We start from the raw sequence: 15,687 nt of genomic DNA on the forward strand, positions 1-15,687 counted from the left end.
CCACACTTTAAGCTTCTGAAAATTCTTCTTTTGATAGCTCACCATCTTGGTCAGTATCTAATTCTGAGAACATGCTCATCAGTTTTGTATCAATTGATGCCTCTGATTTGCTAATCGTGCCGCTGCCATCTACATCTAACGTATCAAAATCGGTTGCTGCAAATGCCGCTGATGATGAAGCAAGGGCGATAAGTGCTAAAGTTTTATTAATGCTTTTCATAATATAATTCCTTCAAGTATATGTGTGCGATTAAGTGTTTTACTTTAAATCACGTTATTGTTCAGTACAGCCAGACTATTACAACTTGAATGCCAAGTTTTAAAAGTTCATTATTTTCAATCAGTTAAATGAGTTCTTGGCTATTTTTGATAAATTTGCGGGGGTTTTATGTTGCAAACTAGCAACAAAGGGTAAAGCTAAGTTTTTAAATGCAATAAAAACAACTAGTTACATAAGAGGAAAAAGCTACAATTTTCGGCGTAAATTGTAAGGATGAAGATTTATCGAAAAAAGAGACTAAATTTTAACCGTGAGGGGAGCTAACACATTAAAATAATTCACTCGTAAAACTAATCTATACAGCTGATTTTTATAGAAAATAAAAATTATTTTTTGAATTTTTAAAAAATATGACTGCCACTCAAGTAAAAAATGGCCATTTGTTGCTATTAAGCGAAAGTGCTTATTCTAATGGCAGCTCAAGCATCGCGGGATCGATAAAGTGCTCTTTCATAAATGCCTTCATTTCATCTTCACTGGCTAGAAGTTTAATACCACAATTAACTCCTGCGGCGTGTTCTTTTACACTGCATACTTCGCCAGTAAATGCTTTATTGTTGGTATCAACCGTCACCGTGCATTGCATATCTTTAATATTTTCATCGTTTTGATCGCCGCGTACATCAAACATCACCCCGGTAAGCGAGATGTCTTTAATCACCCCTTCAAGTACTCTATCGTCACTTAGAGTTAATTTTGCAGGTAATAAAGTAGGTATGCGTGTTTGCGCGCGCAGTGCAAATAACTGCACTTGCGTAGGGTAATTAATAAAAATGAGCCTAGCAGGGTGTGAGGCAACCGACATAAGCTGCTGCCTAAATGCTATTACTTGTCCGCCACTGCCTTCTATAACCGCTCTTACCACCACCATTACACCATCACGTAGGTAATCACTTGCAGCAGGTAAACGCTTTGAACTTGGGTAATTTAAAATAATAAATTTATTTTCTAGCAAGCCAATAAACTCTGTTTTTACGCGTTTACTACTGGTAGGCGTAACAATTTCCAAGTCGACCAATCGTCCTGTTGTTAACTGGTGTAATTTATCTAAATTAGAATGTGGCATGCCTGTTCCTAAGCATCATTTGTATATTATTACCCACGCCAAAAGGTCGGCGTAAATAGCACGAGTAAGGTGAATATTTCTAAGCGACCAAATACCATGGCAATGGTTAATAGCCATTTGGCACCATCGCTCACCGCCCCATAATGCGAGGCAACATCACCTAAGCCTGGGCCTAAATTATTTAAACACGCCGCCGTAGCAGAGAACGCGGTAATGTTGTCCATGCCGGTTCCCATTAGTGCCAGCATTATAATAATAAACACCAATGCGTACGCTGAGAAAAACCCCCAAACCGCTTCAACTACTTTATCGGGCAAGGCTTTACGACCAAGCTTAATAGAGTATATAGCACGTGGGTGCACTAAGCGGTTAAGCTCACGTATGCCTTGTAGGTAAAGTAAAAACACGCGTACAACTTTCATACCGCCACCGGTTGAACCTGCACAGCCACCTATAAAGCTCGAAAAAATAAGCAATATAGGCAAAAACAGCGGCCAAGTAGAAAAATTATCGGTGGCAAAACCGGCTGTGGTACTCATAGACACCGCCTGAAATAAAGCCTGATCGAGGGTTTCATCGCCATCGGCAAATATTTCGTTAGATGAGAGCACCGTAAAACAAATAACCACCAGCGCTAACTGTATCAGTAAAAAAACTTTAAATTCAGGGTCGCGGATATATACCTGAATATTACGACTCGCTACCGCCGCGTAATGCAGTGAAAAGTTAACCGCAGCAATAATTAAAAAGAAAACACATATAAAGTTAATGACAGGGCTATCAAAGTGCCCTATTGAGGCATCGTAAGTAGAAAAACCGCCAATCGCCACTGTAGAAAACGCATGGCATATAGCATCAAACCACTCCATACCTGCCGCCCAATACGCCAACATACAGGTTACCGTTAACGACACATAAATGTACCAAAGGTGCTTTGCGGTGTCGGCAATACGGGGGGTCATTTTTGAATCTTTTACTGGGCCTGGGATCTCAGCTCGGTATAACTGCATGCCACCGACCCCAAGCATGGGCAGTATAGCAACAGCAAGTACAATGATACCCATACCGCCAAACCACTGTAATTGCTGGCGATAAAACAAAACAGACTTAGGCAGGTATTCAATTCCGGTAAGTACCGTGGCCCCAGTGGTTGTAAGGCCAGAAAAGGCCTCAAACACCGCATCGGCCATAGACAAATTAGGTTCTTGTAAAAAAATCAGCGGTAACGATGCAAACGCCCCTAGTACCAGCCAAAATAGTACAACAATTAAAAAGCCTTCGCGTGCTTTTAAGTCGCCGTTTTCATGCCTGTTTGGGTAATAAGCTGTTAAACCAATAACCACACTAAATATAAACGCTAATACAAAAGGAACACCACCACCATCTTTATAAAATAAAGACACCACCGCAGGCGGCACCATGGTAATACTAAACAGCGCAACAAGTTGGCCAAGGATTTTTATGATGGTACGAAATTGCATGTAGCTTATCGCTTTTATTATTAGTAAATATAAGTGTGTAAGTTATTGTCTTACTCTTTGATAGTTAACTCAACTGCGCCATGGCTTAAATCAAAAATATCTTTAATGGCCTGTTTTGCTTGGCGGCTATCAATAGTAATAACCCATTCAATATTAGCAGTAAATTGTTTTTCTATATTAAGTACTTGATAATTGGTTTTTAACAATTGCTCTATTGCGCCCTGCATGCTGTATTCACTCTGGCCTACAATCTCGATACTCGGTACTTTAGTCACCGTTTTTAGCTGCGAAAGTGCATTATTAAGCGACCCACCATAGGCACGCACTAACCCACCGGTGCCCAGCTTTATACCGCCAAAATAACGGGTGACAACCGCAGTAATTTCGCCAAGTCCAGAACCCACCAGCACATTAAGCATCGGCTTTCCTGCGGTACCATTTGGCTCGCCATCATCAGAAAAACCATAAACATGGCTTCCGCCTGGGTTACCCGCTACGTGCGCCCAACAATTATGACGAGCATCTGGGTACTTTTCTTCAATGCTTTTAATAAATGCTTTAGCAGCCTGTAGGTCTGGCGTATGCGCGATATGAACTATAAAGGTGCTTTTTTTAATTTCTTCTTGATGAAACACATCATCGGCGGGGTATTTATATTCAGACATAATTAAAGCTCAATTAAAAATGGGGCCAAAAGGCCCCTTTGCATTCGCGTATTTTAGCGCGTATTGGCGAGCTCGTCTTTATTAGCTTAGTCGAGCGCTAAATCACGAGTCATATTTTCTAGGCTGTCTTCGTGAACAATAATATTGTCTTCAATACGAATACCGCCGTATGGTTTTAATGACTCGATTTTTTCCCAGTTAATAAACTGCTTACTGTCGGTTTGCGCTAAATCACCTAATAATGAGTCTATAAAGTAAAGCCCTGGCTCAATAGTAAATACTTGGTTTTTCTCTATTTTACGAGTACAACGTAAGAATGGGTGCCCTTCTGGCGATGGCTGGTGGGTGCCTTTATCATCACGCATAAAGCCGCCCATATCGTGCACTTGTAAGCCAAGGTGATGGCCCAAGCCATGAGGAAAAAATGTTGAGGTAATTTTACGTTCCACAATTTCTGTTGCAGGTAAGTTTACAATATTGAAGTCGCTAAGAATTTGCGCAATACGGTTATGGCAATCAACGTGTAAATCGCCATATAACATGCCTGGCTTTAATGCGTTGCCTAGCTCAATTTGTATTGCCGTCATAGTTTGTACTAGCTCAGCAAATTCGCCCTGTTTTTTAAAATCGTACGTACGGGTTATATCTGCGGCATACCCATTAAAGTTTGCGCCAGCATCGATTAAAAACGAATTATGAGTAAGCGGTGCTTTTGGCTCAAAATGTGTGTAATGCAAAATAGCGCAGTTTTCGTTAAGCGCTACTATGTTGCCATACGGCATTTCGTTTTCGCTTTGGCGTGTAGCCATAAGGTACGCTTGCTGAATATCAAATTCGCTACCACCATTATAAAACGTATCGCGTGCTGCTTTATGTCCATCTACCGCGATGCGGTTGGCTTGGCGTAAACATTCAAGCTCGTACTGCGTTTTATAAGCGCGGTTATAATGAAAATAGTTAAGTACTGGCTCAGGGTTCATAATACTAAAGCCAAGCGCTTGCGCTACCTCTAGGTATTCGCCCATGTAAGCGTATTTAGCTTTATCGTAAGGTAATAGTTTTTCAACTTGATCAGGCTGTAGCAATAATTCTATATCAAAGTACTCAGCCCAAAAATCACGCGGCTCATCTGGCACTTTGTGCCAAAAATCAACTGGGCGGTAAAAAATAAGCTTCGGTTTATCGCTACCATTTACCACAATCCAACAATGTGGATTATCAATAACAGGAAGCCATGCTTTAAAGTGTGGATTAACTTTAAATGGGTAATACATGTCGTCTAAAAACTGGCGCTTAGCTTGGCCTGAGTGAATAACTAAACCCTCGAGCCCTTCACGGTCACAAATTGTACGCGTACGTTGTTGTAATGTGGCAATATGCTCTGCATATAAAACGGCTAATTTATCCATTGTTAATCCATCTGTTAAATTTAACTTGCTTTGAGTCTACCACTTAAACGTAAAGCGCTCAAAAAAGGGGGATATTTAACATGTAAATATCCCCCTAATACTTATACCCATCGTGTTACGTTATTAGCCCTTTATTTAGCACGCTAGAATGGCTAAATATTTTAGGTAATTGGTATTACATAATTTACCCGCCCATTTTCATGTTGAGTAACGGCGCGAGCACATTTCCTTCTCGGCCCATCCGGGTGTGATAAACCTGGCGATAAGCAAACACATTTTTTACGTAATCTCGCGTTTCTCTATACGGGATCAGCTCAACCCATAGCTCTGCAGGTATGGCTTCGTCAGGTAACCAGCGTTTAATACGATGATACCCTGCGTTGTAAGAAGCCGTAGCAAGTATTTCATTCCCTTTGTTTTTCTTTTTTAAGTACTGCAAGTAACTAGTACCTAAGCGTATATTGGTTTTAGGTTGGTACAAACGCGTACTCGATACCCTTGCTTTGTTAACGTATTCTGCCGTACTAGGGAGCAATTGCATTAAACCACGCGCATTTGCATGCGAACGCGCATCTGGTGCAAACGAGCTTTCGCGCCGTGCAATTGCAATACTCCACGCGGGGTCTATTTTGCTGCGTTTACTGTAGCGCTCAAATATATCTTGAAATGCAAACGGAAAACGCAGTTCAACATAATCCCATGCTTTAATTTTAGCTAACGTGAAAATAACGTTATCGTGCCAATTATTTTGCGCTGCAACCTTTGAGGCAGCTAGTTTTTCTTCATCAGTAGAGGTGTTCGTTAAGTAATTCCATTCTCGGCGTGCAGAGGTAAAACGCTCGAGTTCGTAAAGTGCTTTTGCACGTTTAAAGCCCGGCGCATTCTTCACCTTCTCTACTAGTTTTTGATCAACCTGCAAAGGCTGATTATTTAAATCAACCGGCAGCCCTAATCGTGCCGCCGCTAAAAAACCATAGTAATCGCGGTTAGCGGCCACTTTAGTCCAAATTTCGTCTGCTTTTTGTTGCTCGCCTCGCTTAGCATAGCTATAAGCAAGCCAATATTGCTGGCCTAAACTTAAATCGTCTTTACCTGTAAAAAAAGCCGCTATGCCTTCCCAGTCTTGGGTTTTAAGCATATTACCAAGTTGCCACTGAATTAGCTTTCTGTCTTGTCGCGCTTTAGGCACTTTATTAAGCCAAAAGCTGGCCTGCTTATGCCCACTTGAAGCAAGCGATAAAGCAAACGTGTAATATAGATCTGCTTTTTCTTCATCGCTGTAAGTAAACATTTTTTCTAGCTTTTGCCAGGCTCTTAAAGCCAACGCTTTATCGCGCCAAATTAAACGCTTAACACCATAAATGGCTATTTGCGCTTCTTTTGCTGACTTAGTTTTATAACGATACAAGCCTGCTGCCGCACTAGGGTCGCGGCGTACTTTTAAGTATAAATCGGCTAAGTAACGCTCGTTTTTAGGTAACAACGTTTTTAAATAAGGGAGTAAACTTTGCGTACCGCCCTGCGCTGCAAGCGTTATGCGCTTCCATATAAGTTCATTATTTAAATAGCCTTTTTTGCGCCAAAGCAAAAATAGCGGGTCGCATTCATTCGGTTGCGACTTACCCACCGTCCATAAATCGGTAACCTGATTAAAAATGGCTTTTTCTGGCGCCCCTAAATCAAGCTGAAAATCTAAAAACGTGCATGTTAGCGCTGCGTTAGACGTTTCTCGGTAGTTTTTTATATACGCTGCTTTTTTATTGTTTTTTTCAAGATACTCTAACCACGCTTTGCGTACCGGCCACTCAAGCGGGGTATGTTCATAAATGGTTAGGTAATCTTCTATTTCGCTTTGGTATTTAAAATTGGGATGGCGTTGCCAATATGTTTTTTCGACATACGGCTTTAGCGGGTGGTCTAACCCGTTTATTGCTTCTTTAAAGTCTTGGTAGCTTCCATAGCGCACTTTTTTTTCAGCATCTAAAAACGCGTCATTATCGATACTCGCTTGGGCAGAACTAAAAGGAAGAATAAAGGCAGCTGCCACAGCGCTTAATAAAATTTTTTTCATAATATCCTTTAGGTTTAACGACCTGTCAGGGTTAATAATTTCCAGTTTGAGACACTAAAACAATAATGAGAGTGCCTTTAATAAAGTATGAACAACATTTAATTTACGCACTCATAATAATTAATGAGTACCTTTAGCATATTCCAGTACACCTTAGCACCAAACCAGCTATATTTTAACCAACCGTTTGTAACCGAGTTAAATTTTTCGTTGCATTTTAATTTTAAAGCAAGCACACTGGTCGAAATGCAAACTCATCGTACCAGTCTTAGTTCGTCAACTAGGGAGAATAATAATGTTATATAAAAGCGATTCCTTTGAAGTTAGCTTCCTAAAGGAAAACATCGCCGAGTTTAAGTTTTGTGTTGCAGGTTCTGTAAACACACTATCTCAGCAAACTCTTTCAGATTGTGCAGCAGCATTAAAAGAATTAGCGTCTAATTCTGATATCAAAGGCATGATTTTTACCAGTGATAAAGATCACTTTATTATTGGTGCAGATATCTTCGAATTTTTACCAACATTTACTAAACCAGAAGAAGAATTAGTAACGTGGATCAAAAACGCAACCGACGTTTTTGACGCAATCGAAGACTTACCATTCCCAACTCTTAGCGCTATAAATGGCTTGGCACTTGGCGGCGGCTGTGAGTGGGCACTTGCTACCGATTATCGCGTTGCAAGCGAAACCGCTAAAATGGGCTTACCAGAAGTTAAACTAGGTATAATGCCTGGTTTTGGTGGCACAGTGCGCTTACCACGTATTATTGGCGCAGATAACGCCATGCTTTGGATTACCTCAGGTAAAGAAAACCGTGCCACTGATGCCCTAAAAGTAGGTGCGTTTGATGCGGTAGTTAGTGCTGACAAACTTTTAGAGTCAAGCCTAGCAACACTTGAATTAGCAATTGCCGGCAAACTAGATTGGCAAGCAAAACGCAACGTAAAACTTCAGCCACTTAAATTAAACCGTGTTGAGCAAGGCATGAGCTTTGCGATGGCAGAAGGTATGGTAATGGGTAAAACCAAAGGCCACTATCCTGCTCCGGTTATGGCAGTTCGCACTATTAAAGCAGCGGCCAACTGTACTCGCGATGAAGCAATGGCAATCGAAAATGCTAACTTTGCAAAACTTGCGCGCACTAATGAAGCTGCAGCGCAAACCGGTATTTTCTTAAATGACCAGTTTATTAAAGGTAAAGCACGTAAACTTGCTAAGCACAGCGATGTAGAAATTAAACAAGCGGCTGTATTAGGCGCTGGTATTATGGGCGGCGGTATTGCATACCAGTCTGCTTATAAAGGTACCCCAATTGTAATGAAAGACATCCAACAGGATGCGCTTGATTTAGGTATGGGTGAAGCATCTAAACTACTTGGTGCAAAAGTTAAACGCGGCCATATGCCAATGGAAAAAATGCTGGCAACGCTTAGTAAAATTAAGCCAACGCTTAACGATGCAGACCTACAAAACGCCAACATTATTGTTGAAGCGGTTGTAGAAAACCCTAAAGTTAAGCAAGCGGTATTAGCTGACCTTGAAAAGAACATGCCAGAAGGCACGGTACTTACATCAAACACATCGACTATTTGTATAGACTTACTTGCAGAAGCACTCGATAAGCCAGAAAACTTCTGTGGTATGCACTTTTTCAACCCAGTACCAAAAATGCCATTAGTAGAAATTATCCGTGGTGCAAAAACCTCTGATAAAACAATTAACGCGGTAGTTGATTACGCTCTTAAACTTGGCAAGTCTCCCATTGTTGTAAACGATTGCCCAGGCTTTTTTGTAAACCGTGTTTTATTCCCTTACTTTGCGGGCTTTAGCAAGTTAGTTGTTGAAGGCGCTAACTTTGCAAAAGTAGATAAAGTAATGGAAAACGTATTTGGCTGGCCAATGGGCCCGGCTTACCTGCTTGATGTTGTAGGTATTGATACGGCTTACCATTGTACTGGCGTAATGGCAGACGGATTCCCTGAGCGTATGGCACGCGCAGAAAAAGATCCGGTAACTGTTTTTGCTAACGAAAAACGTTTTGGTCAAAAGAACAAATCAGGTTTTTACAAGTACGAAACAGACCGTCGTGGTCGTCTTAAAAAATCAACCGATGCAACAGCAGTTGAGCTACTAGCGCCAATTACTGATGCACCGAAAGAATTTGATAAACAAGAAATTATCGACCGTTGTATGATCCCAATGATCAACGAAGTGCTTCTTTGTTTACAAGAAGGCATTGTTGCTTCTCCTCAAGAAGCTGATATGGCCCTTGTATACGGCGTTGGTTTCCCTCCATTTAGAGGCGGCGCGTTCCGTTACTTAGATCAAACAGGTTTAGCTAATTTTGTTGCAGCAGCAGACAAATATGCTCACCTAGGTGCGATTTACCAAGTATCAGAGCAAACTCGCAAATGGGCCGAAGAAGGTCGTGTTTTCTATAAGGTGGAAGGTTAATATCATGAATAATCCAGTAATTGTAGATTGTATCCGCACACCAATGGGTCGCTCAAAAGGCGGCGTATTTAAAAACAAGCGTGCGGAAGATTTAAGTGCTCACCTTATGAAAGGGTTATTAGAGCGCAACCCAGCAGTTGACCCTGCATCAATTGACGATATTTATTGGGGCTGTGTACAGCAAACATTAGAGCAAGGCTTTAACGTTGCACGTAACGCATCACTGCTTGCGGGTATTCCACATTCAGTACCAGCTACAACCGTTAACCGTTTATGTGGCTCGTCAATGCAAGCATTGCATGACGCAGCACGCGCTATTATGACAGGCGCTGGCGACACTTACCTTATTGGTGGTGTTGAGCACATGGGTCACGTACCTATGACTCACGGTAACGACTTTCACCCAGGCTTAGCAACTTCAATTGCACAAGCATCTGGCTCTATGGGTTTAACTGCAGAATACCTTGCTACTATTCACGGAATTAGCCGCCAGCAGCAAGACGAATTTGCATACCGCTCACATCAACGTGCACATGCTGCAACAGTTGAAGGCCGTTTCCGCCGCGAAATTTTAGCAATGGAAGGTCACGCAGCTGATGGCTCTTTAATTTTAGTTGAAGATGATGAAGTAATTCGCCCTGAAACAACGGTTGAAGGTTTATCTCAGCTTCGCCCAGTATTTAACCCTGCCTCTGGCTCGGTTACTGCGGGTACATCTTCTGCACTTTCTGATGGCGCATCAGCCATGTTAGTAATGAGCGAAGAAAAAGCAAAAGAGCTTGGCTTACCAATTCGTGCACGCGTTAAAGCAATGGCTGTTGCCGGTTGCGATCCATCAATCATGGGTTACGGCCCAGTACCAGCAAGTAAAAAAGCACTTGCACAAGCTGGTATTACTATTGATGACATTGACGTAGCAGAGCTTAACGAAGCATTTGCAGCACAATCACTGCCTGTACTTAAAGACTTAGGTTTAGCAGACGTGGTTGATGAAAAAGTGAATTTAAACGGCGGCGCAATCGCACTTGGTCACCCACTAGGTTGTTCAGGTTCGCGTATTAGCACCTCGCTTATACACTTAATGGAAGACAAAAATGCAAAATATGGTCTAGCCACTATGTGTATTGGTTTAGGCCAAGGCATCGCGACTGTATTTGAACGTGTTCAAGACTAAGTATTAACTTAAACATGTAAACCATCTTGGTGATTAAAAAGGCGAACTAGCGCAAGTTAGCTCGCCTTTTTTTATGCCACCAGCTTATAGCCGATATGAATAATGTGATCGGGTGTATTAAATTTAAACCAGATTATTTTTTACTGTATTACGCTTACCCGTTATATGCAAAACAGTTAACCAAACAGATTAATTGCGCTAAACTACCCGACCTAACCAAGCCGCGACTATTTTTACAGGTAACTTTTTATGAGCTTTGATAATCCCGATCACCAATTAGACGCCATGGGCCTACGCTGCCCAGAACCTGTAATGATGTTACGCGCTGCAATTCGTAAGATGAACGACGGTGAAACGTTATTAATTACCGCTGATGACCCATCAACCACTCGCGATATTCCAAGTTTTTGTACATTTATGGATCACACGCTGGTGGCCACAGACGCCGATGAAGCACCGTATAGGTATGTAGTGAAGAAAGGTTTGTAAGTTTGAAAGTTGGTTTAGTAAGTTGGGTTATTTTTGAATATTTAACGCATCGTTAAGAACTTAGACCAGATGTAGGTTGGGTTGAATTTTACGAAACCCAACTTGTTTTATAACACCGAAATTTTATTCATCATACAAAGTGGTTGAATCATTATTGCACTCCCAATCTTGGCTTAGTTTTGAATTTTTAACGTATTGATGAAAGCTTGAAAATGGCCAATCACTCACTTTAATAACATGGTTATGTTTCACCGGGTTGTAGTGAATATAATTAATATGATTATTTAAGTCTTCTTCATCTCTAATTTTATGTTCCCAATAGCGACGCTGCCAAATCCCGCGCTCTCCTTTCGCTATTCGACTTTTATTACAAAACTCTGTTGCTGGCAGCTCTCGAGAAAAGCCTGATTTTATAAGTCGCCAACGCATTGCGTAATTACTATCACCTTTAGGTAATTGCAAAATAGCATGAAGATGATCGGGCATGATAACAATTGCAATCGTCTTTATTGGGTGATTATTTGCCACCTTTGAATATACACGGCGAAATAACCCTATATTTTCCACAAGCAAAGGCTGAGATCTATCTTCTAAATTTACCGTAAAAAAATAACATGCGCCCGCCTCTAACATACGTTTATAACGCATATTTTTATCCATAAAATAAACAGATAAATAAGAGTATAGATTAGTTTTGTTAATTATAATCAAGACAAGTTTACGTAACTCAACGCATTTGATAACCACCAGCACAGTTCTATTCGCCGCATATGTTGGGTTTCGTTTCACTCTACCCAACCTACTTAAAATCTACTTATCCATTATCGCGCTTTTGGTTTACGACTGTAATTAGACTAACTAAGCTCATTAATTTGATTGTATATTTATAGCAATCAATAAAAATTATTATTGATGTAGGTTGGGTTGAGTTTTACGAAACCCAACGTATTTGATAACCAGCAGAACAGTTTTATTCGCCGCACATGTTGGGTTTCGTTTCACTCTACCTACAACATCCTTGTCATAAATCTATAAACCCACTCGGGCAGCTAAAAGCTGACAGCTCCCAACTAACAGCTATTTCTTATTAATCGTCACTTTCGGCTTATCGTAGTCACTGTAATCAATACTTACTATGTATGTACCTTTTATTGCAGGCGAGTAACTGAAGTAGTTATAAATAGTATTGCAGTCTGCAAGTACGGGTTGGCCGAGCGTTAGTTTTTGCCCTGCTGGTTGTGAGTCGCTATAGCCGCAGTTGTAGCCTTCGCTAAAATCGGCATCGGCTATTTTAAATTCGTACACTTTACCTGGGGTGCTAAATTTAACTTCTGCTTGGTAAAGCGCGCCGCCTACTGGCATAAACTGGTACTGAGGCTCTGCATCCCAAAGCGTAAAATCGCCTCTTAGGTAAATTGTTTTATCCAGCTCTTGCTGTGGCAGTACGTCGTTAATAGACACTTGGCTAGTACACGCTGTGAGTAAGCCGGCAATGGCAAGCGTTAAAATTCGTTTCATTGGCATCATTAATGGGTTTCCTTCGTTCTGTTAAAACTAAAAAGCCAGCAATACGCTGGCTTTTTATTGGCTTAAGCGGTGTTATTTTTGTAGTACAGATATATCTGCAATATCTAAAAATAAGCGGCTTAACTGGCTTAATAGTGCGAGGCGATTTTGCTTTACAGCTTCATCGTCGGCCATAACCATGACGTTGTCAAAAAAGTTATCAACACTTTGGCGAATACCCGCCAATTGGCTTAATGCCTCTTGGTAGTTTCCATCGGCGTAAAGTGGTGCAAGCTCAGTTGCAAATTTTGCTACTTGTGATGCTAATACTTTTTCAGCGTCATCGCTTAATAGGCTCTCATCAACATCACCTTCGGTGGTAATGTTATTTTTAGCTAGTATGTTACCTACACGCTTATTCGCTGCTGCAAGCGCTTCTGCGGCGTCTAACGTACGGAAGTGGCTTACTGCTTTAACACGACGGTCAAAGTCAGTAGGTTTAGTAGGACGACGTGCCAGTACTGCTTGAATAACATCTACTTCAATGCCTTCGTCTTGATACCATGCGCGGAAGCGCCCTAGCATAAAGTCAAATACGTCGGTTGATACATTTAGGTTAGTAAGCTTTTCGCCAAACAGTGTTTGTGCTTTTGCTACTAGGTCTAAAATATCAAGCGGTAGCTCTTTTTCTACCATGATACGCAGTGCACCAATGGCAGCACGACGAAGTGCAAATGGGTCTTTGTCACCTTTTGGTGCTTGGCCTATACCAAAAATACCCACCAGAGTATCAAACTTATCTGCAATTGCTACTGCACAGCTGATTAGGTTTGTAGGTAAATTGTCGCCCGCAAAACGCGGCATGTATTGCTCGTTTTGTGCAATAGCTACATCTTCTGCTTCGCCATCAAAGCGTGCATAGTGCATACCCATTACACCTTGCACGTCGGTAAATTCCATTACCATTTCGGTCATTAAGTCTGTTTTACTTAATAGGCCAGCACGTTTTGCAAGGTCTTTGTCGGCGCCTAGTTGCTCTGCAATGTAGCCGGCAAGTTCGCTAATACGTACAGATTTATCTTTAAGCGTACCTAATTGCTTTTGGAATAAAACAGTATCAAGTGACTCTAAGCGACTTTCTAGGGTTTTCTTTTTATCTGTTTCAAAGAAGAACTGCGCATCGGCTAAACGTGGGCGCACTACTTTTTCGTTACCAGATATAACCACACTTGGATCTTTACTTTCGATGTTAGATACAAACAAAAACTTATTTAAAAGTTTGCCGTTTTGATCTAATAGCGGGAAGTATTTTTGATCGTCCTTCATGGTGTAAATTAGTGCTTCGGCAGGTACATCTAAAAATGCTTCTTCAAATGTTGCCGTTAACGTTACTGGCCACTCTACTAGAGAAGTAACTTCTTCTAATAAGTCTTCATCCATTGCAACAACCGCATTCACTGCGCTTGCCGCTTCTTCTATTTGTGCACGGATTTGCGCTTTACGTTGTTCGTAATCAGCAATAACGTAGGCTGATTTTAATACGTCGAACACGTCATCAGCATGGTTAATGGTGATTTTTTCTGGATGATGAAAACGGTGGCCTTGTAACTGATTAGTTACTTGCTTACCTAAAATTTCGCCTTCAATAAGTTCATCACCAAATAAAATTGTTACGGTATGAACTGGGCGAATAAATTGTGTTTTATTCGCGCCCCAACGCATTGGCTTAGGTATTGGCAGCTTTGCTAACGACTTTGCAATGGCATCGCTCATCAGCGTTTTGGTTTCTTGTCCTGCTACTTTAGCAATATGTAAAAGCCAAGCGCCTTTATCGGTCTCAAGAGTTTGTGCTTCACTTACGTCAATACCACAACCACGTGCCCAACCCATTGCTGCTTTAGTTGGGTTACCTTCGCTATCGAACGCTGCTTTAGTTGCAGGGCCACGCTTTTCTACTTCTTTATCTTGCTGCTTTGCTTCAAGCGCTTTTACTTGTAAACCTAAACGACGAGGCGATGCATACCAGCTTACGCCTTCATGCCCAAGCTCTAGTGTTTCAAGCTCTGCAGTTAAGTTTGCGGCAAAGGCTTCTGCTAATTTGCGCAGTGCTTTTGGTGGCAGCTCTTCGGTGCCAATTTCTACTAATAAATTTTGTGCTGACATGCTTACTTATCCTTACACAGCGGGAAACCAAGCGCTTCACGTGCATCGTAATAACTTTGTGCACACGCTTTTGATAACGCTCGAACGCGTAAAATATAACGCTGACGTTCGGTTACTGAGATTGCATGGCGCGCATCGAGTAAGTTAAACGCGTGCGATGCTTTCATTACTTGCTCGTAAGCAGGTAGTGGTAAATTTGCTTCAATTAGCTTTTGGCTCTCAGCTTCACACTTATCAAACTGTGCAAATAAGTCATCTACGTTTGCGTGTTCAAAGTTGTAAGTAGATTGTTCTACTTCATTTTGATGGAATACATCGCCGTAAGTTACACGCCCTAATGGCCCGTCTGCCCATACTAGGTCGTAAATACTGTCTACGCCTTGAATGTACATTGCTAAACGCTCTAGGCCGTAGGTAATTTCACCGGTTACAGGAGAGCACTCTAAGCCCCCTACTTGCTGAAAGTAAGTAAACTGCGTTACTTCCATACCGTTTAGCCAAATCTCCCAACCTAAGCCCCATGCGCCTAGTGTTGGCGATTCCCAGTTATCTTCTACAAAGCGTACTTCGTGCGTTAGGGTATCAATTCCCATCGCTTCTAGTGAGCCTAAGTAAAGCTCTTGAATGTTATCTGGTGATGGCTTTAAAACTACCTGAAATTGGTAGTAATGCTGTAAGCGGTTTGGGTTTTCGCCGTAGCGGCCATCGGTAGGACGGCGACACGGTTGTACGTATGCGCTCGACATTGGCTCAGGGCCAATAGATTTTAAGAATGTTTGCGGGTGAAATGTCCCTGCGCCCACTTCCATATCAAGTGGTTGAATAATGACACAGCCTTGCTGCGCCCAATAATCCTGTAAAGCCAGGATCAAACCTTGAAAGGTTTTAACGTCATATTTTTGCATATTTGGCTTTTTACTATCTGAAA

General features: G+C 41.5%; 13 protein-coding genes. 3 read left to right on the top strand and 10 right to left on the bottom strand.

All coding sequences use genetic code 11. The features are described 5' to 3' along the window. Positions 1-7: 7 nt before the first annotated feature. The 6 genes from OIZ54_RS19340 to OIZ54_RS19365 all read right to left on the bottom strand — a co-directional run bounded on the left by OIZ54_RS19340 (position 8) and on the right by OIZ54_RS19365 (position 6,972). Positions 8-220, bottom strand: coding sequence for an EF-hand domain-containing protein (locus tag OIZ54_RS19340; RefSeq protein ID WP_264391088.1), 213 nt, complete (start codon positions 218-220; stop codon positions 8-10). 463 nt (positions 221-683) lie between these two features. Further along, positions 684-1,346, bottom strand: a complete 663-nt coding sequence (locus OIZ54_RS19345; protein WP_138579978.1) for a flagellar brake domain-containing protein — start codon at positions 1,344-1,346, stop codon at positions 684-686. A gap of 29 nt (positions 1,347-1,375) precedes the next feature. Then, entirely contained in the window at positions 1,376-2,827 is a 1,452-nt protein-coding gene (locus tag OIZ54_RS19350; RefSeq protein WP_004588045.1) for a TrkH family potassium uptake protein, read from the bottom strand. Positions 2,828-2,877: 50 nt separating this feature from the next. Next, a complete protein-coding gene (locus OIZ54_RS19355; RefSeq protein ID WP_024032141.1) occupies positions 2,878-3,492 on the bottom strand; it encodes a YigZ family protein in 615 nt (204 codons plus the stop codon). 86 nt (positions 3,493-3,578) lie between these two features. After that, positions 3,579-4,901 carry a Xaa-Pro dipeptidase gene (gene pepQ, locus OIZ54_RS19360; protein ID WP_004588047.1) on the bottom strand — a complete coding sequence of 441 codons (1,323 nt, stop codon included), beginning with the start codon at positions 4,899-4,901 and terminating at the stop codon, positions 3,579-3,581. Positions 4,902-5,085: 184 nt separating this feature from the next. After that, a complete protein-coding gene (locus OIZ54_RS19365; protein ID WP_264391089.1) occupies positions 5,086-6,972 on the bottom strand; it encodes a transglycosylase SLT domain-containing protein in 1,887 nt (628 codons plus the stop codon). A gap of 295 nt (positions 6,973-7,267) precedes the next feature. Here OIZ54_RS19365 and fadB point away from each other — a divergent pair, with 295 nt between their 5' ends. The 3 genes from fadB (at position 7,268) to tusA (ending at position 11,090) form a co-directional block, all read left to right on the top strand. Next, positions 7,268-9,427, top strand: coding sequence for a fatty acid oxidation complex subunit alpha FadB (fadB, locus tag OIZ54_RS19370; RefSeq protein WP_264391090.1), 2,160 nt, complete (start codon positions 7,268-7,270; stop codon positions 9,425-9,427). A 4-nt stretch (positions 9,428-9,431) separates the two neighbouring features. Then, positions 9,432-10,601: an acetyl-CoA C-acyltransferase FadA gene (gene fadA, locus OIZ54_RS19375; RefSeq protein ID WP_004588050.1), complete on the top strand. Its 1,170-nt coding sequence runs from the start codon at positions 9,432-9,434 to the stop codon at positions 10,599-10,601. A gap of 249 nt (positions 10,602-10,850) precedes the next feature. Then, positions 10,851-11,090: a sulfurtransferase TusA gene (tusA, locus tag OIZ54_RS19380; protein WP_004588051.1), complete on the top strand. Its 240-nt coding sequence runs from the start codon at positions 10,851-10,853 to the stop codon at positions 11,088-11,090. A gap of 123 nt (positions 11,091-11,213) precedes the next feature. Here the strand turns inward: tusA and OIZ54_RS19385 are convergent, their stop codons facing one another. The 4 genes from OIZ54_RS19385 to glyQ form a co-directional block, all read right to left on the bottom strand. Beyond that, complete coding sequence (locus tag OIZ54_RS19385; protein ID WP_264391091.1) at positions 11,214-11,738, bottom strand: REP-associated tyrosine transposase; 525 nt, start codon at positions 11,736-11,738, stop codon at positions 11,214-11,216. A 429-nt stretch (positions 11,739-12,167) separates the two neighbouring features. Further along, positions 12,168-12,617 (bottom strand): hypothetical protein, encoded by a 450-nt coding sequence (locus OIZ54_RS19390; RefSeq protein WP_248452301.1) that lies wholly within the window; start codon positions 12,615-12,617, stop codon positions 12,168-12,170. Between the two features lie 72 nt (positions 12,618-12,689). Next, positions 12,690-14,759: a glycine--tRNA ligase subunit beta gene (gene glyS / locus OIZ54_RS19395; protein WP_004588054.1), complete on the bottom strand. Its 2,070-nt coding sequence runs from the start codon at positions 14,757-14,759 to the stop codon at positions 12,690-12,692. A gap of 2 nt (positions 14,760-14,761) precedes the next feature. Further along, positions 14,762-15,664, bottom strand: coding sequence for a glycine--tRNA ligase subunit alpha (gene glyQ, locus OIZ54_RS19400; protein WP_004588055.1), 903 nt, complete (start codon positions 15,662-15,664; stop codon positions 14,762-14,764). Positions 15,665-15,687: the final 23 nt, after the last annotated feature.

It is taken from the genome of Pseudoalteromonas sp. A3 (genome assembly GCF_025942345.1).
GTDB classification, from domain to species: Bacteria; Pseudomonadota; Gammaproteobacteria; order Enterobacterales; family Alteromonadaceae; genus Pseudoalteromonas; species Pseudoalteromonas atlantica.